Consider the following 17434-nt stretch of genomic DNA (forward strand, 5'->3'; position numbering starts at 1 on the left):
GCTCCAGTCCAGATTTTAAGGGGTCATTCGCTGAAAACAGGCGTGTCACTTGCGGCGGAGAACCATGCCGCCGTGGTGCAAGGTGTTCTCATCGATAAAAACGCCATCGGCCGTGAAGCCGGTATCATCCCAATAGTCGATGTGACTGCCGGTGACCTCATAGCGGCCCCGATAAGCACTCTCACGGCTGCCTCGAGCTTCGTCGTATCGGCCGTTCGGAAGAAGCGCGTGACGGACGTGACCGTCATCAGTGACCCATAGGCCAACATAGGGATGTTGTTGCACCGTTGACTCGGTTGCCCCCCGTTGCTCGGGCGAGATACGTCCCGGGCTTCCCATCGCGTTGGCTGATGCACTGAATACAAGCGCTGCAGTAATGAAGGGTAACATCGGCTTGTTCGAAGACCTCATCATCGTCACTCCGAATCTCAGCGGAACTCACCGTAGCCGTCGCTTTCCGGCGCCGGCTCTTGACGGTCTATCCAATAGCCCCCTCATTGGCCGGTATCGATCCGTCAACTGGCGACGGTCTGTTCAATGTGGCTAACCAATGACCGATGATTTTGAAGGTATTGCGGTCTTTCTCGCACTGACGGAAGCGGGGAATTTTCGTGTCGCCGGCGAGCGGCTCGGCGTCACCCGCTCGGCAGTCAGCCAAGCCCTACAACGGCTTGAGGACCGCCTGGGAGTGGCCCTGGTTCAGCGCACAACCCGAAGCATGCGCCTCACAGAGGCCGGCGAGCAGTTTTACAATGCGGTCCGTCCTGCTGTGGAACAGGTGCGGGAGGCTGCACAGAGCATACGAGAGCAGCGGTCGCAACCGAGCGGCCTTCTCAGGATCGCCGTTTCCTCGATCGCCGAGACCTTCATCTCCGGCGAGCTCCTCGCGGGTTTTCTCGAGGCCTATCCGGATGTGAAGCTCGACATCACAATCACGGATGATGAGTTCGATATCGTGGAGGCCGGTTTCGATGCGGGGGTGCGGCTAGGCGAAGTGATCGAACAGGACATGATCGCCATTCCCGCTTCCGCGCCGCAGCGGCACTGCGCGGTTGCTTCGCCGCGATACCTCGAGCGTTGGGGGCGCCCCATTCATCCCCGGGACTTGTCGAACCATGTCTGCATTGGATGGCGCCCCCGCCCAGATACCGCGCCCTATCGCTGGGAGTTCACCGAGGACGGCCGCGACTTCGACGTCGCCGTTGACCCGGCTGTTACAACGAATGACATGGGGGTAATGATCCGCATGGCCTGTGTTGGGTCCGGGATTACCTTCGGCATGGTAGAGACCTTCCGGTCGCAGATCGCCGGCGGGGATCTCGTGCCGTTGCTGGAAGATTTCTGTCCGCCATTTCAAGGCTTCTATCTCTACTATCCCAAGCGACAAAGGCAGCCACTAAAGCTCCGCGCTCTGGTCTCGCACACACGCGCGTTCGTACAGGCGCTGAAGTAGGCCCTTACTCAAGATTGTGTTCATTCAGCGAAGGTCATTTCCTTCGTGTGACGTGGTCTTGTCCGAAGTTCATCTGTGACTGTTCGTCGCGAGTATTATCCATCATGGGGTCCAGCCGGGAAGGCTGGATGCTTGCTTCACCCAATTGACCATGAGCTCTTCGTTCAGGACGTCTGCTTCATGGATATGGACATAGCGCGTATGCGGATCCTTCGAGGTAACAGGCGGCAGGGGCTTCAGCGATGCGCCGCGAAAAAATGCCACTTTGACGTATTTCGTGAAGCAATGAAGGCTGAGAAACCAGCCCTGGCCCTCCATTCCATAGAGCGGCGAATTCCACTTGACCGCCTTCCGCACTTCGGGAACCGTCCGCGTAATCAATGTGTCAAGATGACGGCCGACATCCTGCTTCCAACTCGGCATGGCTGCGATGTAGGCTTGAACGGGTGCATCGCCATCAGCCTTCGCGATTTGGGGGTTCCCGCCTGACAGGAGGACGGGCTCAGTGGTCCGCGGCCGAGGCGGGGTCCCGGTAGCCTTCGTTGACGTGACCGCGGGCTTTCTGGCCATTGCATTCATCCACAGATGCGGCAGATTCGACGGATCGACAGAGCTGCATTAGCTCCGCAGGGGTAGCATCCTCTCAGAAATGCATGCGATCGTCTATTTATGCCCACGCGTTTCTTCGGCAAGGCCCATGCGCATCGATGCTTTCACGCAAAGCTCGAGTGGCTGCGATGCACCAAGCCATCCTTTCGAACACTTGAGCAGGCTTCGTTCGTCATCTCCTTCCGCCGATTGATGCCCGTGCGTGCGCTCCGCGGCTCCCTATACTGCGCCGGGGGCGCAAGTTGTCCTTTAGCATTCGCGAGAGAAAAGGTGTCCAGGCGCGCCTTGGGCGCCTGGACATACTGGCGGATTTTTTAACGCGATGCGGATTGAAGCTTCAACCTCAAGGCGCAAGCGGATATCGCGAGGTTATGTTGCGAGGGCTGGTTCCCGCCAATGACGCGACATACGCGCGGCGATGAGCGTGAACACCGTAATGCCGCCGAGGAATATGAGATACAGCGCAATAGGCCAGGAGGCGCCGTAAATGCTCAAAAGCGCGGTTGCGATGAGCGGTGAGAGGCCGCCGCTGAACACTGAGGCAACCTCATGGCCGAGGGCGAGGCCGGAGTACCTGACCTCAGTATCAAACAGACTGCTGAATAGCTTTGGCTGAACGGCATTCATCAGAGAGAAACAGACCGTATTCGCGCCGATGAATGCAATGAAAATGCTTGGTGTGCTGGCTGCGTCAATCAGCCAAAAAAATGGAAATGCGAACAAGCACATGCCGAGAGCGCCCGCGAGATAGAGCGGCCAGACCCCGATGCGGTCCGAGAGCGCCCCGATGGCGACGAGCACCGGAAGCTGGATGAGAAAGGAGAACATCAGGGCCAGCATGACCGTGTCGCCAGGTGCGCCGACATATTTGGCATAAGCAAGCGAGAAGGCGACAAAAATATAGGAGCCACCATTCTCTGCGAAACGCAGCCCCATTGCGGTGAGTATTTCCCGGGGATGACGCTTGATGACCTCGATGAGCGGAAGTCTTTGCGTCGCCCCTTGTTTCACGGCTTTTTCGAACTCCTGGCTTTCCGGCACTCGCGAGCGGATGAAGACACCGATCGCAAAGATGAGAATGCTGACGAGGAAGGGAAGTCGCCATCCCCAACTCATAAACTGCTCCTGCGGGAGGCGCTGGGCGAGATAGAACGCGGCCGCGGCAAGAAGGAACCCCCCGCTGAGGCCGACTTGTCCAAAGGACGAATAGTAGCCCTGGCGATCTTTCGGTGCGGTTTCGGTGACGATCAGGACCGCGCCGCCCCATTCGCCTCCGGTCGCAATGCCCTGTAGCACCCGCAGCACAACGACCAAAAGAGGCGCCCAGATGCCAATTTGCGCATAGGTGGGCAGCAGCCCCATGAGAAATGTCGCTCCACCCATAAGGGTCAGCGTTGCGACCAGCGTCTTCTTCCGGCCGTACCGATCACCGAAATGAGCGAAGATGATACCGCCCAATGGCCGGGCCAGAAAACCCATTGCAAAGCCGGCGAACGCACCGAGCGTGCCGATCAACGGATCTGTGCCCGCCGGAAAGAAGAGCTGGCCGAACACCAGAGCCGCGGCGAAGCCGTAGAGGAAAAAATCGTACCACTCCAGCGCGTTGCCGGCGATGGAGGCGAGGATGACCCGCCTCAGTTCCTGAGGCGACGGTTCTCGATGCGTTTGTAAAGCCGCGTTGTGAGACATGTTCGTTCCCTTACTGATTTTGTTTCATTTTTGCTCACGCCATACGTGCACCGCCGTTGAGGTCGATGGTGGCACCGGTCAGGTATCCGGCCTCGACTGACGCAAGAAAGCGGACAGTGGCTGCGAATTCGTCTGGCCGGCCCAGCCGCCCAAGCGGTATTGCACTGATCTGACGGTGCATCTGCGCCGAATCAGTTGCGAGGTGATAAGCGTCGGTATCGAATCCGCCTGGTGCGATGACGTTGAGCGTCATGCCGAGCGCGGCCGCCTCAACAGCCGCGACGCGAGCCAGCCCCAACACGGCGGCCTTGGATGCGCAGTACGCGGCGCCCGCCGCTAGCGCCGGGCGTTGGGCCGCGGCTGATGACGTCAAAATGATGCGGCCGTTCTCAAGCGGCAGCCGGCGCCTTCGCCGTAGCATGTCCCGGATACAAAGGAAGGTTCCCCTTGCGTTCAGGGCTTCGGTCCCAATCCAGTCCGAAAGATCCGTATCGGCGATGGATGGCTGCCTGTCCCGGGTGGCCCTAGTTCCGCCGGCGCAGCAGACAAGGACCGCGATCGGGCCCAATGCCGCTTCCGCGCTGTCAAAGGCGGCGCGTACCGAGACTTCATCGGTGACATCCATGCGAACGAAGTGCCTGTCCGCCCCAGCCCACCCAGGAAGGTCGCGAATGTCGCTTGCCGCAACGCGAAAATCGCTAGCAGCGAGCATGTCTGCACAAGCCCTCCCCAGCGCTCCTGCAGAACCGGTGACCAAGGCAACGCGCTTCAAAGGACACCTTCATTTGAAAACTCATATGATATTTGAAATATAAAATACCCTCCTTGTCCATTGTCAATGTCCTTTCGTGACGTGGGTCAGCCACCACTTCTCCGAGGGGAGGCGACGAAGAGATCGGTGGACGATTGATCTGCGCTGGCGGTTTGCGGCCTTGACAGTTCATCAATTGCAATTTCATATGTTATTTCAATAGAAGCATCGGACGAATGCCGCGCCTTCCGATGGGCTCGGTGTCCGGGAACTGTCGAGGTCGCGCATCGTGTCGGAACGCGTCTTCGCAGTCATGAAGTGTTTCATTTGCGAAATCACAGCGAAGGGGAAGAAGGGATGCGGCGATGAGCACAACACGTGAGGTCAAATTCGGCTTCCAGCTTTCGGCTGTCGATGCGCACGGTGCAAGCGACGCCCAGCTTTATGAGGCGCTGCTCAGGGACGCGCGGCTGGGTTACGAACTCGGCTATGATATCGCCTGGGTTGTTGAGCACCACTTTTCCGACTATTTCCCGCAGCCTAGCCCCCTGTCGATCCTCTCGCATGTCGCTGCGCTTTGCCCGGGCATAGGGCTCGGCACGATGGTCCTCGTCACGCCTTGGCATCAACCGGTACGGCTTGCTGGCGAGATAGCGGTGCTCAGCCATCTGTCGAAGGGCCCGCTGCATCTCGGCATGGGCCGAGGTAACGCGCCGATGGAATATGAAGCATTCGGTGTGCCGATGGCTGAAGCCAAGCAAAGGTTTGAAGAGACTTGGCGCATCCTCTCGTTGGCGATGGAAGGGAAACCCTTCACATTCACCGGCAAGACTCTGAGTGTCGAGCGTGAGATTCGTATTCGTCCCTTTCCCGATACTGGCAAGATCAATTTTTACGGAGCGATCGGCAATCCGGCGAGTGCAACGAAGATCGCGGAACTGGGCCTTGCACCGATTTCCAATGGCAGCCTGCCGTTCGACGTCCAGCGCAATGTCATGAGGACCTGGACAGAGGTGGCCAAAGCGCGCAACGTCGATACGGATGTCGACAGGCCAGTGGGGGTCACCTTGGTGATGGCCGATACGGATGCCGAGGCGGATGCCCTGGCGCGGCGTTATCTCCCCCGGTGGTTTGAGCTGCAGGTTGAGCATTATGCCTATGATGCCAGCCGCCATAAGGACCTGCCGGACTACAGGCCTTTTGCCGAGACGCACGAACGTCGGATCCGGATGACTGATCCTGCCAATCTCGATCCTCTGCTCGAGGTTTCGCTCGTCGGATCGCCCGCGACCGTCGTCCACCGCCTGCAGACCTATGTTGACATCGGCTTCAACAGCTTCATCCTGCAGACGTCGTCACCCGATATCCCTCAGCCGTTACATGCCGAATGGCTGACCCGGTTTGCCCGGGAAGTCGCGCCCGCTTTCTCCACAAACTTCGCCAATGGCAGAAGGGAGGCCGCCGCATGAGCGCCAGTGTCAGCCAATCCAGTATTCCCGGATCTCCGGCGCTGATGGTCGACCAGGGCGGCAGCGGAGAGCTTCTGCTCTTTCTGCACGGCATCGGCGGCAACCGCTCTAACTGGGCGGAGCAGGTGGCGGCTTTCTCGCCGACCCATCGTACGGTCGCGTTGGACATTCGCGGTTACGGCGGAAGCGAGGACTACGCAGGGGCCGCTTCCTTCGATATTTTTGCCGATGATGTCGTGCGCGTACTGGATTTCTTTGGCGCGACGAAAGCCCATATTTGCGGACTATCGCTTGGCGGTCGTATTGCGCAACGCTTCTATTCGCGTCACCCGGCGCGGGTTGCTTCTCTGATCCTGGCAGACTCGCGTCCTGATACCGTCGACACGCGCAGCAAGGAAGATCGCGATGCTTTCTTCAATAGCCGCGCAAAGCCATTGATGGAGGGAAAAAAGCCTTCGGAGATCGCGGAGAGCGTCGCGCGATCACTGGCCGCACCGCAGGTGAGCACGGCTGCGCTGGAGCGGCTTATCGCTAGCATCAGTGCCCTGCGCAGCGAATCTTACCTAAAGGCGATCCGTGCCAATCTCGATGATGATTATGTCGGCAACGTCGGCGCGATCAGCGTGCCCACGCTGATCATCGTCGGGGAACATGACAAATTGACCCCGCCCGACTTGTCGAGGCAGATAAACCGGGACATCCCCGGATCGGAGCTGGTCGTGATCCCCGGCGCCGGCCATCTGTCGAACATCGAAAATCCAAGCGCTTTCAACGCGGCCGTGGCAGCGTTCCTCGCCCGCTTGCCCCCTAGTCGCGCGCAAAGTTAGCTGCCACTTTCTTCAGCAGGACACGTAAGTGCTCCTGCTCCTCCGGCAGGAGATTGGCCAACATCTGTTCGCTGTGAGCCATGGCAACGGGCCAAGCCGAATCCCGCAGAGCCCTGCCAGCAGGCGCAAGTGCAATTTCATTGAAGCGCCCGTCATTCGGGCGTGGCATGCGTGTTACGAGCTGCCTGTCCACGAGCTGGTCCACGATGCGGCTGAGACTTGGCTGGTCAATGGCCGTGAACTGTCCGAGGTCTGTGAGGGAAATATGGCTCCGTGCCCCCAATGCGACCAGCACGCGCCATTGCGAGACATTGAGGTCGAACTTTCGCAGCGACTTCTTGAATTTCTGATTCATCGAATTTGTTATATTGTTCAACAGATAAGGAATGAATTCAGTAATGAAGTAGTCACTCTCCAAATCTGGTAACGAATTCGACTTTCTTATATCGTCTCCTTTTTTCATTTTGCTTCCATTTGTCGGCAAGTCATCGAAATCAGGCGGCTGAGCGGATTCCAGTTCGTGAAGACACGACTAGCGTAGCCTTGCCAGCTTGATATCAAACGCATGATTTTGGGTAAAGCGTTCTGATGGGACACCAGCAGCGGTCTATCACAACAGAACATTGGACGAGGCCAAGCTTCGAGAGGAAAGTCTCTGGGAGCTGTCCTTGGCCATTGATCGGGCAATAGGGGCGCCTGGGACTGTCCCTCGCGGCTGTCCTGCAGTGGGTGAGGCAAGGTGCACAAACGGAAGTCGGTTCTCGTCACAACCGTACTTTCGGCGCACTTCCTCCGAGCCGCGAGGTGGCGAGGCGCTCGAGACCGATGAGCAGACCATCGACGAGAACGGCTAGCATCGCCACGATGAGCCCGCCTTGGAGTACGAATGCTTGGTTATTCGACTGGAGGCCGGCAATGATCACCTCACCCAGCCCTTTGGCGGCGACCGTCGAGCCAAGCGTGGCGGTGCCGAGATTGATGATCGTCGAGATCCGTATGCCTGCCAGGATTACCGGCAGTGCCAAAGGCAACTCGACGTGAACCAGGCGGTGAGTTGGGGTCATCCCCATTCCCCTGGCGGCGTCGCGGGTCAAGGGTGAGACCTGCGCCAAGCCTGTGAGTGTATTCTCGAAAATCGGCAACAGGCCATACAGGAAGAGGGCGATGAAGGTCGGCATCTCGCCGAACCCGACGAGTGGGACCGTGATCGCAAGCACGGCGACCGGCGGGAAGGTCTGGCCAATGTTCACCAAGCTGCGCGAGAGGGGCAGAAACTCCGCTCCACTCGGGCGGGTGACCAGGATCCCCAGGCTTACGGCGATAAGCGTGCTCGCGCAGGTGGCGACGAACACGATGGTCAGATGCGAGAGGGTGAGGGACAGCAACGAACCATGATTATAGATGGCCGGGGCGTTGTTCTCCGTCAGGGGCCGAAACAAGGGAGCGAAGGATTGCGGGGACAAGATGAAACCAAGGAGGAGGATGAGGACCAGGCCTCGTCCGAGAAGACCGAAATGCTTCATCGGGCGAGCCGCGTTGTAGAACGACCGTGAGCGATGATCCCCCTCACGCTGATGTGCCCGCCCGGTCGCCCCTGTTCTGGCGCGACGGGGAGGCGTTCTGCCCCGGTCCATATCAGTCGGGACAGCGCGTCCCGAAGGTTGAGGTCGGGATCTATCGGCACCCCCGGTACTTCACCCGGCTCGATCGCATCGCGAACTTTGGCGAGTGACAGAAGGCGAAAAGGTCGGTCGGGTGATCCCACGAGGCGCTCCACAAAGCCCTCCGCCGGTCGGATCAACAGCTCTGCCGGTGTGCCGTACTGCACGAGTTTTGCTTCGTGCATCACCGCTATGCGATCGCCCAGATGGTAGGCCTCTTCCATGTCATGGGTAACGAGCATGATTGTCGTGCCGAAACGGCGTTGAATGCCGAGCAGATCGTCTTGCGCTCGCCCGCGTATGACCGGGTCGAGGGCCCCGAACGGCTCATCCATCAGGAGTAGGTTGGGTTCCGCGGCAAGGGCCCGTGCCACCCCCACCCGTTGCTGTTGTCCGCCGGAGAGCTGATGTGGAAACTTGCCCGCGAATTCGCCTGGATCGAGCTGAAACAACAGCAGGAGATCGTTCACGCGTTGATCGATCCGCCGTGCATCCCATCCCAGCAGGCGCGGGACCGTCGCAATGTTGCGCGCGACCGTCCAATGGGGAAAGAGGCCGTTGCCTTGGATGACATAGCCGATCCGATGCCGCAGCGTGTCCTCCGGAATGGTCATGGTATCATGGCCATCGATGAGCACGCGGCCGCGGGTTGGCGCGATCAACCTGTTAATCATGCGCAGCAACGTCGATTTGCCTGCCCCTGAGGTCCCGACCACCACCGTGATAGTGCCCGCCTCGACGGTCATCGACACGTCGTCCACGATCGCCGTATCGCCGATGCGTTTCGTGAGATGCTCGACCTCGATCACGCTGTTCCCCTGTCTGCAAAATCGACCATTGCATCGAGGATGACCGCGGCGGCAAAGGCCATCGCGACGATGGGAATGGCACCGAGCAGAACAAGATCCATGGCGGTTTGCCCTATGCCTTGGAAGATGAATGTTCCGAGGCCGCCGCCGCCGATCAATGCGGCAACGCTTGCAAGTCCCAAATTCTGGACGAGCACAATGCGGGCTCCCGCCAGAATGATTGGTAGGGAAAGCGGCAACTCGACGTGCAAGAGCCGTTGCCGCCGCGACATGCCCATGCCCCGCGCCGCATCTATCACGGCCGCGGAAACCTGATCCAGCCCAACAACCGTATTGGCCACAATCGGCAGCAGGGAATAGAGAAATAAGGCGACAAAAGCCGGCGCAGCACCAATGCCTCGTATTCCAACGGCGTGCGCCAGCGGCACGGTCGCGGCGAGATATCCGAGCGGTACCATAAGGATTCCGAACAGAGCGATGCTCGGTATCGTCTGGACTATGCCGAGCGTCTGAAGCGCGGCGGCGCGAAGCCCCGCTCGCCTATGGCAAAGGATGCCCAGCGGCACGCCCACGGTGATCGCGCTGACGAGAGAGCCTATGGCAAGAAGGAGGTGCTGATAGATCTCACGACCGAAGCTGTCGGACCGGTTAGCATATTCCTTCATCACTGAAAGATCGTTCCAGGCACCGGAGGTGATGATGAGCGCGATCACGAGAGCTGCCGAGACAAGCGCACCAACGCGCGCCGCGGGTGAGACGTGCAAGCGCGTCATGCTGTCCGCGACGAGCAGAGCCAATCCCAGCGCGAGCAGCCAAAATCCGACGGCGGGAGAGATACGTGCAAAGCTGTTGCCTGCCGGTGTGAGCCATGTGGCGGCAAGGCCGACGGCTGGCAACAGGATGATGAGGCCCAGGGTGGCCGCTGCTAAGCGAGCCCAGGGCTGCCGGACAGACAGCGCGACTACGGCAGCCACCAGTACGGCAGATAACAGCGCTGCAATCCCGAACCACGGTAAAGCCTCGAACAGGGTGAAGGGCTGGCCGCTGGCGATCCGATTGGCGCGGACGGTGACGAAGGGAGACGGCCAGAGGGCGAACCCCAGGAAAAGCGTAATAAGGATTCCGAGCCGGTCTATCGACAGGCGCTTTCCTCCGAGCGGTAGGCGGCAATCCGTCATCCGTTGCGGGTTTCGCCGAATGGCGTGCGGGTCCTCACTTCACGAAACCTTTGGATTTCAGATAGTCTGTGGCAACAGCCTTTGCCGGCTCACCGCCTAGCTGAACCTTCGCGTTAAGCCCCTGCAGCGTCGTCAGATCGAGAGACTGGAAAATTGGCTTCAGAATGTCTGCGATTTTCGGATTGTCCTTGAGGACCGCCTCTCGGATGATCGGTGTAGGCGCATAAACAGGCTGCACATTCTTGTCGTCGGCGAGCACCACCAGGTCGGAGGCCGCGATCCCTCCGTCCGTTCCGTAGACCATCGCGGCGTTTGAGCCGTTGGTCTTGTCCGCGGCCGCCTTGATCGTCGTCGCCGTATCCCCGCCCGACAATACGATCAACTGGTCGGGTTTCATCGCGAAACCATATGCCGTCTGAAAGGCGGGCAGGGCGGCTGCCGAGTTAACGAACTCGGCTGAGGCGGCGAGCACCACCTTACCGCCACCGGCGACCCACTTGCCAAAATCGGACATGGTCGCAAGCTTGTTGGGTTCCGCGATATCCTTACGAACAGCGATTGCCCAGGTATTGTTGGCGGGCGCCGGAACGAGCCAAACGATTTTATTGGCGTCGTAGTCGAGCGTCTTGGCCGCTTCAAAGCCTTTTGCGCTGTCCTTCCAAAGCGGGTCGTCGGCCTTGTTGAAGAAGAAGCCTGCGTTCCCGGTATACTCGGGATAGATGTCGATCTCACCCGCGATGATCGCCTTCCGGACCACAGGCGTTGCGCCGAGCTGAATGCGATCCTGAGTCTTGATGCCGTTGGCATTCAGCGCGACCTGTATGATGTTGCCAAGAACCGAGCCCTCGGTGTCGATCTTGGATGAGACCACCACATCCGCTTGCGCAGGAATTGAGGCGCCCACGACAAGGCTTGCGGCGAGCATTGTCATCAACAGCTTCATCGGACGACCTCCCGTGGACATTGCTCGCATGATCTTAGAACCTTCCGACCGATATAGCATCCCCGACCCGCCTCGGACCGGCCGAGGGACAACCCCGAGCCCGGGCAGGGGTTCCACAATTCCCCGGGTATGATGAACGTCATCTCGCCGCTCAGCTCGAGATTTACCCGTGCCGGTTCCCGGCGGCTCCCGAAAACGGCCTGAGTTCTCGCCACGTCAGCGCAAGCGCACCCACCACTTCAAGGAGCCGATTTGAAGATCCAAGCCTCACCATGAGACTACAAAGCCAAGCTGTTGTGTGCAATAAGCCGCTGATCTCAGTCGCACATTGGACGGATAATGATAATTTCAGCCCCTACGGATTATCGCGAGGCCGCACGTCGGAAGCTTCCGGCCTTCCTCTTCCACTATGCCGATGGGGGCGCCTATTCCGAGCATACATTGCAGCGCAATGTCGCCGATCTCTCAGCTGTCGCTCTGAAGCAGCGCGTTCTCAAGAACATGGCTTCCTTGAGTCTGGAAACCGAACTATTCGGACGCAAGTTGATGTTGCCGGTGATCATCGCGCCAGTCGGCCTCACGGGGATGTATGCGCGGCGAGGGGAGGTCCAGGCTGCGAAGGCCGCCCATAAGAAAGGCATCCCGTTCACCCTCTCGACTGTCTCGGTCTGCCCCATTGAGGAGGTTCAGAAGCAGTCGCCTTCCCCCATATGGTTCCAGCTCTATGTGCTGAAGGACCGTGGCTTCATGCGCAATGCCCTGGAACGGGCACAGGCTGCTGGCATCGACACTCTTGTCTTCACGGTTGATATGCCGGTGCCCGGCGCGCGCTATCGCGATGCGCATTCCGGCATGTCCGGCCCGCACGCTAATATCCGCCGTATCTGGCAGGCGGTGACACATCCATCCTGGGCGCTCGACGTCGGGCTCAAGGGGAAACCCCATGATCTCGGCAATATATCAACCTATCTCGGCAAACCGACTGGCTTGGAGGACTACATCGGCTGGCTCGGGTCGAATTTTGATCCATCGATCAGCTGGAAGGATCTTGAATGGATCCGTGAATTCTGGAAGGGCCATATGGTGATCAAGGGAATCCTTGATCCCGACGATGCGCGCGACGCCATCTCCTTTGGAGCCGATGGCATCGTGGTGTCCAACCATGGAGGGCGCCAGCTGGACGGCGTTCTTTCGACGGCACGGGCCTTGCCGGTTATCGCAGATGCTGTTCAGGGCAAGATCAAGGTCCTCGCCGATTCCGGCATTCGTACCGGCCTTGACGTCGTGCGCATGATCGCCCTCGGCGCTGACGCCGTGCTGCTGGGCCGAGCCTTCGTTTATGCACTGTCCACCGCGGGCGAAGCCGGGGTGACGCATCTCCTTGACCTTTTCGAGAAGGAAATGCGCGTCGCGATGACATTGACGGGCGCTCACAGCATCGCCGAGATCACACGGGAGAGCCTTGTCAGCTGACTGGGCTAATGCCACGAGGCGCAAGCCATGCCCGTCTGGCGCTGATGAGCCGCGGTTATTGTGGCGCGCTGGCTCATCCGCCCGCGCATTGGCTTTTGAGCTGATACGCTGCTGATCACGTCTACATCACAGACGTTGCGATCATTTCCAGGCCCAGAAGCAAGAGGCAGATCAGAAACCAACGGCGGAAACTCGCGGGACCGATCCTGTTCCGCAACATCTGCCCGGCCCACATGCCGGCAAGCGCGGGACCGACGGCCACTAAGGAGAGAGCCAGATTCTCCACGCGGAACGCTCCGTGCCAGCCGAGGCCGGCGGCGAGTGCAACCGTCGATACCGTGAACGACAAGCCAAGCGCTTGCACCAGATCATCTTTGTTCAGCCCCAGCGCCTGAAGATAAGGCACGGCGGGTATCACGAACACGCCGGTGCCCCCCGTTATCAGACCTGTCACCAGCCCAGCGAGAGGCGATACCCACGGTTCCATCCCGGCGGGAACGCGCAACGGGCGCGCGATAAGTGTGTAGGCCGCGTAGACGACCAACGCGACGCCAAGCGCGGCGGTGGAGCGATGTGTATCGCCGCCGCTGAGCAACGAGGATCCCGTCAATGTGCCGATGATAATTGCAAGCATCATTGGCCAAAGCCTGCGGAGCAGAGCGCCGAAGCGCGGCCCGGCCAGAACCTGCCAGACATTGGTCACGAAGGACGGGATGAGGAGCAGGGTCGCAGCGAGCAGGGGTGACATCAGCGAACCCAGGACGCCCATAGCCATCGTCGGCAGCCCCATGCCAGTCACACCCTTGACGAGGCCAGCGGCGAGGAAGGTCGCGGCAACCGCGATGATGAATGTGATCGGATTTTCAGCCATGAGTGCTGGATAACAAAGCCGGCGGCTCGCGCAATGTGGAAGATCCGTCGACAGCCTTCGGCTGGCCCGAAGGATGAATGTGGGCTACACTGCTTCATGCGTTTTGATCTCGCAGATCTCCGTCTCTTTCTGGCAGTGGCGGAGGCGGGCAGTATTACCGGCGGCGCCGCCGAGGCCGGGCTCTCGCTGGCCGCCGCGAGCGAGCGATTGCGTGATATGGAGGCCGAAGGCGGCGTCAGACTGCTCGACCGCGGTCGCCGAGGCGTGATGCTCACCGAGGCCGGCGCTGCGCTGGCCCATCACGCCCGGATCATCCTGCGCCAGATGACCCAGATGCGCGGCGAGCTTGGCCAATATGCAACTGGTCTCCGCGAGACCGTTCGCATTCTGGCGAACACGGCTGCCCATACGGAGCTCCTGCCCCCCAGACTGGCGCCTTGGATGGCGAGGAATCCGAGGATCGATGTTGAGTTGAAGGAACGGCAAAGCGTCGAGGTTGCGAAGGCGCTGTCTCGAGGACTGGCTGATGTCGGTATTTTCTCCGATGCCGTCGATACGGCTGGGCTTGCGCTGCATCCCTTCGCGGTTGACCGATTGGCTGTGGTCGTCTCAAGGGATCACGTCCTTTCGGCACGGAAATACGTCCTCCTCAGGGACATTGTGGGCGAGCGCTGTGTCGGGTTGATCGACGGAGCTCTGCAGGAGCACATCGAAGCTCAGGCTGCGAAACTCGGTGCAAAACTCAAGATGCGGATCCGGATGCGGACCTTTGAGGGCATTTGCCAGATGGTAGCGAGTGGCGTCGGGTATGGGATCATCCCGGAAACTGCCGCGCGCCGCCACTTGCGATCTGGAAGAATTGCCATAATCAGGCTCTCTGATGATTGGGCAACCCGCCGGCTGGTGGTGGGCGTAAGCGCAGAGACGTCTCTGACCGCGCCTCTCCTGGAGTTACTTGGGCATTTGACGCATGGTGCTAATTATAAGGCACCGCGCCAGAACTTTACGGCACCCGATTGTTCGGGAGGGCAAGCCGCGGAGCGCTCATGTAACCCCACTGCGGAGCGATAGCAAAGGGGTCTGCCTATAAGGGTGATCCTCGGGCGGGGGCACCCAACAAAAGAGCCTTCTGCGCGGAAAACGCCCGATAAAGCTAAGCTGTTCACTGCGAAATGCTTGCCGGGCGTCGTGAGAGCAAAATGAAGGCTCTCCCGCCCGCAGGTTACTGTCGTGGAGTTGGTCGCAGGCTCGAATGCTGAGAGGTGAAAGTCGGCTTCCTCATTCTCGCCGTATGTAACCACCCGCAGCCCGCGCTCACGCGCACGCGTGATGACCACATCGCATTCGGCCATATCCCGATTGATGATGACTATACTACCCGGCGCCATGCCAGAAAAAATTGCGCTCTTTTTTCGGCGGGTCGGCAGCGTCGGCGAAACGAGGCACAACACCAATCTGCCGCGTGGCATGGCCGGATGCCGACGCAGATCCAGATGCGGATGCTGACGCTGACGCCGACCTCGACGCTGTCGACGATGTTGACACAGTTGGCGTGACGGCGACGACCGCCTAGACAACCAACCAGGACAGCCAGTTCTATCTTCTCGCGGTCGGTACCTTCGAGAGCACAACGCCAACATTCACTGTCGGTGTCAATTCATCCACTGACGCTGTGTTCGACGTCCAGGTGAATAGCATCGCTACCGTACTCTCGAACGTCGCTGGCGTTCTTGATCTTCTCGGAATTGATGTGATTGCAGATAGTCATGTCAGGATCACAGCGGAAGATCTGGAGCCAGGCAACTATCGCCTGGAGTATAGTGGTGGTGGCTTGCTCAGTGCTGGCCTCACGGTGACGGCAACGGGTGTTTACACCAACACCGCGGTTGAGGTGGAAACTGTCACCGGCAACGTGCTGGATGATGACTCGCTTGGAGCCGGTGGAACGGCCGAATTGCGGATCGACTCCGGGGCTGGCTTCGTTCCAGTAACGGATGGGCTGCAGGTCACCGGCCAGCATGGGACGCTGACCATCAATCAGGATGGCTCCTACAGCTACCAGCCCAATGCCGACGCGAGCGTCGTAGGCCAAGCTGATGTGTTCACTTATCAGTTGGTCCATCCGACGCAGGGGACAGTGGCAGCCACCCTGACGATCAACATCGAGGCTGGCGGCTCAACTATGGTCGCATCCTCCGCGTCGGCGCCGGCCAATACGGAGACCGATATCAATGTTTGGCTGGCCACGGAAGCCAGTCTCGATGGTACCGTGTTTGCGGATCAAGGCTCGGCGGACAGTGACAATCCGCCAGCCCCTCAGGCTGAAGACGATCCAACGGCTCTCGTCGGCGTTGTTCAGGCGCCGGAGAATGGAGCCTGGGATATAGGCTGATGTCCCTGTGCTCCCAGTTCCTCAATTGGGAGCACGCTTCTTTCGATGATCAAAGGCTTAGTTAGGCCTGCCGATCGCGGCCACACGTAGCACCCGCCTGATCCTTCAGGCGGATGCGCTCGCGTTGGCTCAAGAGGCCATTCAAGGCGTCATTGTAAAGGGCTAAATGTCCGCTGTTATGGACTTCGCGTGTTCGCGTCTATGTCGGGTATGAGAGTACATCTCGTCTGCACTTCGGCTAGCGATCAGCCTTCAGCATGTAAGATTTCACCTCGCCCGCGGGTATTGCGTCCTTTGCATAAGTAAAGGTGCCGTAGTCCTTGACCTCCCGCGCAGCGCGCATCAACCCGGCGAGGGCGGCCCTGGCAAATGAGCCGCCGACACTGATCCGCTTGACGCCGGCTTCCGCCAATTCGTCGACGGTGAAGATCTGCTCTCCAAGGCCCATCACGACATTCACGGGCCGGTTGACTGAGGAGCAGACTACGCGAATAGTTTCGAGATTTGGCAGGCCGGGCGCATACAGCACATCCGCGCCAGCTTTCTCGAAAGCCTGCAGGCGGCGTATGGTATCGTCCAGATCGGTCTTCCCGTGCAGAAAGTTCTCGGTGCGCGCGGTCAGAAGAAACGGATGCTTGCGAGCCTCCTCGGCCGCGGCAGCCACTCGCTCGACCGCCAGACCAAATGCGTAAATCGGGTCTGCGGGATTGCCGGTCGCGTCTTCGATCGAACCGCCAACGAGGCCGGCCGCGGATGCCATCGAGATCGTCTGGGAACAAGAGCCCGGATCTGCCCCAAAGCCATCCTCGAGGTCAGCGGAGACGGGAAGATTTGTGGCCTCAACGATCTCGCGCGCATTTTGCAGGACGGCCTTCCGGGAGAGCGCTGCGGCAGAATCCTGCCGCCCTATCGAGAAGGCAAATCCGGCACTCGTTGTGGCCAGCGCCTCGAAGCCTAGCGCTGTCAGGATGCGTGCGGAGCCCGCATCCCATGGGTTGGGAAGGACGAACGCGCCAGGCCGACGATGCAAATCCCGGAACACCTCAAACTTGTTCGCTTGACTGGTCATCCTTCCCTCCCGCGGTGGCAGCTCGATACTTAGCACGGGCTGAACGAAAAGAGGGGCGCCCCTGGGGTCTCCTCGGCGTTATACGTCAAAAGCGGCGATTGACCTGCGATCCGCAGTTGGTCCTGCAGCGCTCCATCCGCTCATCACCGCGAGCACGCTCTGTTAGGTACCTTTGTCGGCCAGTGCCGAATAGACAGCTATGAGCCCGGGGCTGCTTCTATCGTCCGACGATTTGCACCG

General features: G+C 59.7%; 19 protein-coding genes. 7 read left to right on the plus strand and 12 right to left on the minus strand.

Going from position 1 to position 17434, the window contains the following annotated elements:
* Window positions 1-45: 45 nt before the first annotated feature.
* A complete protein-coding gene (locus KIO76_RS25850; RefSeq protein WP_213326441.1) occupies window positions 46-414 on the minus strand; it encodes an Atu4866 domain-containing protein in 369 nt (122 codons plus the stop codon).
* A 136-nt stretch (window positions 415-550) separates the two neighbouring features.
* On the opposite strand from KIO76_RS25850, the gene KIO76_RS25855 reads away from it, so the two are divergent.
* Entirely contained in the window at window positions 551-1453 is a 903-nt protein-coding gene (locus tag KIO76_RS25855) for a LysR family transcriptional regulator (protein WP_213326442.1), read from the plus strand.
* Window positions 1454-1555: 102 nt separating this feature from the next.
* Here the strand turns inward: KIO76_RS25855 and KIO76_RS25860 are convergent, their stop codons facing one another.
* The 3 genes from KIO76_RS25860 to KIO76_RS25870 all read right to left on the minus strand — a co-directional run bounded on the left by KIO76_RS25860 (window position 1556) and on the right by KIO76_RS25870 (window position 4523).
* Complete coding sequence (locus KIO76_RS25860) at window positions 1556-2023, minus strand: DUF1801 domain-containing protein (RefSeq protein WP_213326443.1); 468 nt, start codon at window positions 2021-2023, stop codon at window positions 1556-1558.
* Between the two features lie 408 nt (window positions 2024-2431).
* On the minus strand, window positions 2432-3751 hold the full coding sequence (locus KIO76_RS25865; RefSeq protein ID WP_213326444.1) for an MFS transporter: 1320 nt from the start codon (window positions 3749-3751) through the stop codon (window positions 2432-2434).
* Between the two features lie 34 nt (window positions 3752-3785).
* Entirely contained in the window at window positions 3786-4523 is a 738-nt protein-coding gene (locus KIO76_RS25870; RefSeq protein WP_349629429.1) for an SDR family NAD(P)-dependent oxidoreductase, read from the minus strand.
* Window positions 4524-4867: 344 nt separating this feature from the next.
* Here KIO76_RS25870 and KIO76_RS25875 point away from each other — a divergent pair, with 344 nt between their 5' ends.
* Together KIO76_RS25875 and KIO76_RS25880 are read left to right on the plus strand one after the other, a co-directional pair.
* Entirely contained in the window at window positions 4868-5971 is a 1104-nt protein-coding gene (locus KIO76_RS25875; protein WP_213326446.1) for an LLM class flavin-dependent oxidoreductase, read from the plus strand.
* Window positions 5968-6798, plus strand: a complete 831-nt coding sequence (locus KIO76_RS25880) for an alpha/beta fold hydrolase (RefSeq protein ID WP_213326447.1) — start codon at window positions 5968-5970, stop codon at window positions 6796-6798. Before KIO76_RS25875 ends, KIO76_RS25880 begins: the two co-directional genes overlap by 4 nt.
* On the opposite strand, the gene KIO76_RS25885 is transcribed toward KIO76_RS25880, so the two are convergent.
* The 5 genes from KIO76_RS25885 to osmF form a co-directional block, all read right to left on the minus strand.
* On the minus strand, window positions 6779-7261 hold the full coding sequence (locus KIO76_RS25885) for a MarR family winged helix-turn-helix transcriptional regulator (RefSeq protein WP_213326448.1): 483 nt from the start codon (window positions 7259-7261) through the stop codon (window positions 6779-6781). The genes KIO76_RS25880 and KIO76_RS25885 overlap by 20 nt on opposite strands.
* A gap of 301 nt (window positions 7262-7562) precedes the next feature.
* A complete protein-coding gene (locus KIO76_RS25890) occupies window positions 7563-8321 on the minus strand; it encodes an ABC transporter permease (protein WP_213326449.1) in 759 nt (252 codons plus the stop codon).
* Window positions 8318-9268 (minus strand): ABC transporter ATP-binding protein, encoded by a 951-nt coding sequence (locus tag KIO76_RS25895; RefSeq protein ID WP_213326450.1) that lies wholly within the window; start codon window positions 9266-9268, stop codon window positions 8318-8320. Before KIO76_RS25895 ends, KIO76_RS25890 begins: the two co-directional genes overlap by 4 nt.
* Window positions 9265-10446, minus strand: coding sequence for an ABC transporter permease (locus KIO76_RS25900; protein WP_213326451.1), 1182 nt, complete (start codon window positions 10444-10446; stop codon window positions 9265-9267). Before KIO76_RS25900 ends, KIO76_RS25895 begins: the two co-directional genes overlap by 4 nt.
* A 34-nt stretch (window positions 10447-10480) precedes the next feature.
* Entirely contained in the window at window positions 10481-11389 is a 909-nt protein-coding gene (osmF, locus tag KIO76_RS25905) for a glycine betaine ABC transporter substrate-binding protein OsmF (RefSeq protein WP_213326452.1), read from the minus strand.
* Window positions 11390-11728: 339 nt separating this feature from the next.
* Between osmF and lldD the strand changes: the two genes are divergently transcribed.
* Entirely contained in the window at window positions 11729-12862 is a 1134-nt protein-coding gene (gene lldD / locus KIO76_RS25910) for an FMN-dependent L-lactate dehydrogenase LldD (RefSeq protein ID WP_213326453.1), read from the plus strand.
* Between the two features lie 121 nt (window positions 12863-12983).
* Here lldD and KIO76_RS25915 read toward each other — a convergent pair whose 3' ends face one another.
* The gene (locus tag KIO76_RS25915; protein ID WP_213326454.1) at window positions 12984-13733 is read right to left on the minus strand and encodes a sulfite exporter TauE/SafE family protein; all 750 of its coding nucleotides are present in this window, start codon (window positions 13731-13733) and stop codon (window positions 12984-12986) included.
* Between the two features lie 96 nt (window positions 13734-13829).
* On the opposite strand from KIO76_RS25915, the gene KIO76_RS25920 reads away from it, so the two are divergent.
* Window positions 13830-14804: a LysR family transcriptional regulator gene (locus KIO76_RS25920; RefSeq protein ID WP_213326455.1), complete on the plus strand. Its 975-nt coding sequence runs from the start codon at window positions 13830-13832 to the stop codon at window positions 14802-14804.
* Here KIO76_RS25920 and KIO76_RS31840 read toward each other — a convergent pair.
* The gene (locus KIO76_RS31840; RefSeq protein WP_363316888.1) at window positions 14714-15085 is read right to left on the minus strand and encodes a hypothetical protein; all 372 of its coding nucleotides are present in this window, start codon (window positions 15083-15085) and stop codon (window positions 14714-14716) included. The two genes, KIO76_RS25920 and KIO76_RS31840, sit on opposite strands and share 91 nt — an antisense overlap.
* Here KIO76_RS31840 and KIO76_RS31205 point away from each other — a divergent pair.
* Both KIO76_RS31205 and KIO76_RS25930 read left to right on the plus strand, forming a co-directional pair.
* Complete coding sequence (locus KIO76_RS31205; RefSeq protein ID WP_249730043.1) at window positions 14996-15289, plus strand: hypothetical protein; 294 nt, start codon at window positions 14996-14998, stop codon at window positions 15287-15289. The genes KIO76_RS31840 and KIO76_RS31205 overlap by 90 nt on opposite strands.
* Before the next feature lie 131 nt (window positions 15290-15420).
* Window positions 15421-16125, plus strand: coding sequence for a cadherin-like domain-containing protein (locus KIO76_RS25930; protein ID WP_213326457.1), 705 nt, complete (start codon window positions 15421-15423; stop codon window positions 16123-16125).
* Window positions 16126-16363: 238 nt separating this feature from the next.
* Here KIO76_RS25930 and KIO76_RS25935 read toward each other — a convergent pair whose 3' ends face one another.
* Window positions 16364-17194 (minus strand): isocitrate lyase/PEP mutase family protein, encoded by an 831-nt coding sequence (locus KIO76_RS25935; protein WP_213326458.1) that lies wholly within the window; start codon window positions 17192-17194, stop codon window positions 16364-16366.
* Window positions 17195-17434 lie beyond the last annotated feature (240 nt).

This window comes from Chelatococcus sp. YT9, from assembly GCF_018398315.1.
In the GTDB taxonomy this organism is placed as follows: Bacteria; Pseudomonadota; Alphaproteobacteria; order Rhizobiales; family Beijerinckiaceae; genus Chelatococcus.

What these genes read in the sequence shown, in the direction of transcription:
- KIO76_RS25860 (WP_213326443.1), bottom strand. Translation starts at nt 2,023, where the DNA reads ATGGCCAGAAAGCCCGCGGTCACGTCAACGAAGGCTACCGGGACCCCG.
- KIO76_RS25875 (WP_213326446.1), top strand. Translation starts at nt 4,868, where the DNA reads ATGAGCACAACACGTGAGGTCAAATTCGGCTTCCAGCTTTCGGCTGTC.
- KIO76_RS25935 (WP_213326458.1), bottom strand. Translation starts at nt 17,194, where the DNA reads ATGACCAGTCAAGCGAACAAGTTTGAGGTGTTCCGGGATTTGCATCGT.
- KIO76_RS31840 (WP_363316888.1), bottom strand. Translation starts at nt 15,085, where the DNA reads ATGGCCGAATGCGATGTGGTCATCACGCGTGCGCGTGAGCGCGGGCTG.
- osmF (WP_213326452.1), bottom strand. Translation starts at nt 11,389, where the DNA reads ATGAAGCTGTTGATGACAATGCTCGCCGCAAGCCTTGTCGTGGGCGCC.
- lldD (WP_213326453.1), top strand. Translation starts at nt 11,729, where the DNA reads ATGATAATTTCAGCCCCTACGGATTATCGCGAGGCCGCACGTCGGAAG.
- KIO76_RS25915 (WP_213326454.1), bottom strand. Translation starts at nt 13,733, where the DNA reads ATGGCTGAAAATCCGATCACATTCATCATCGCGGTTGCCGCGACCTTC.
- KIO76_RS25920 (WP_213326455.1), top strand. Translation starts at nt 13,830, where the DNA reads ATGCGTTTTGATCTCGCAGATCTCCGTCTCTTTCTGGCAGTGGCGGAG.
- KIO76_RS25890 (WP_213326449.1), bottom strand. Translation starts at nt 8,321, where the DNA reads ATGAAGCATTTCGGTCTTCTCGGACGAGGCCTGGTCCTCATCCTCCTC.
- KIO76_RS25855 (WP_213326442.1), top strand. Translation starts at nt 551, where the DNA reads ATGACCGATGATTTTGAAGGTATTGCGGTCTTTCTCGCACTGACGGAA.
- KIO76_RS25865 (WP_213326444.1), bottom strand. Translation starts at nt 3,751, where the DNA reads ATGTCTCACAACGCGGCTTTACAAACGCATCGAGAACCGTCGCCTCAG.
- KIO76_RS25850 (WP_213326441.1), bottom strand. Translation starts at nt 414, where the DNA reads ATGATGAGGTCTTCGAACAAGCCGATGTTACCCTTCATTACTGCAGCG.
- KIO76_RS25880 (WP_213326447.1), top strand. Translation starts at nt 5,968, where the DNA reads ATGAGCGCCAGTGTCAGCCAATCCAGTATTCCCGGATCTCCGGCGCTG.
- KIO76_RS25885 (WP_213326448.1), bottom strand. Translation starts at nt 7,261, where the DNA reads ATGAAAAAAGGAGACGATATAAGAAAGTCGAATTCGTTACCAGATTTG.
- KIO76_RS25900 (WP_213326451.1), bottom strand. Translation starts at nt 10,446, where the DNA reads ATGACGGATTGCCGCCTACCGCTCGGAGGAAAGCGCCTGTCGATAGAC.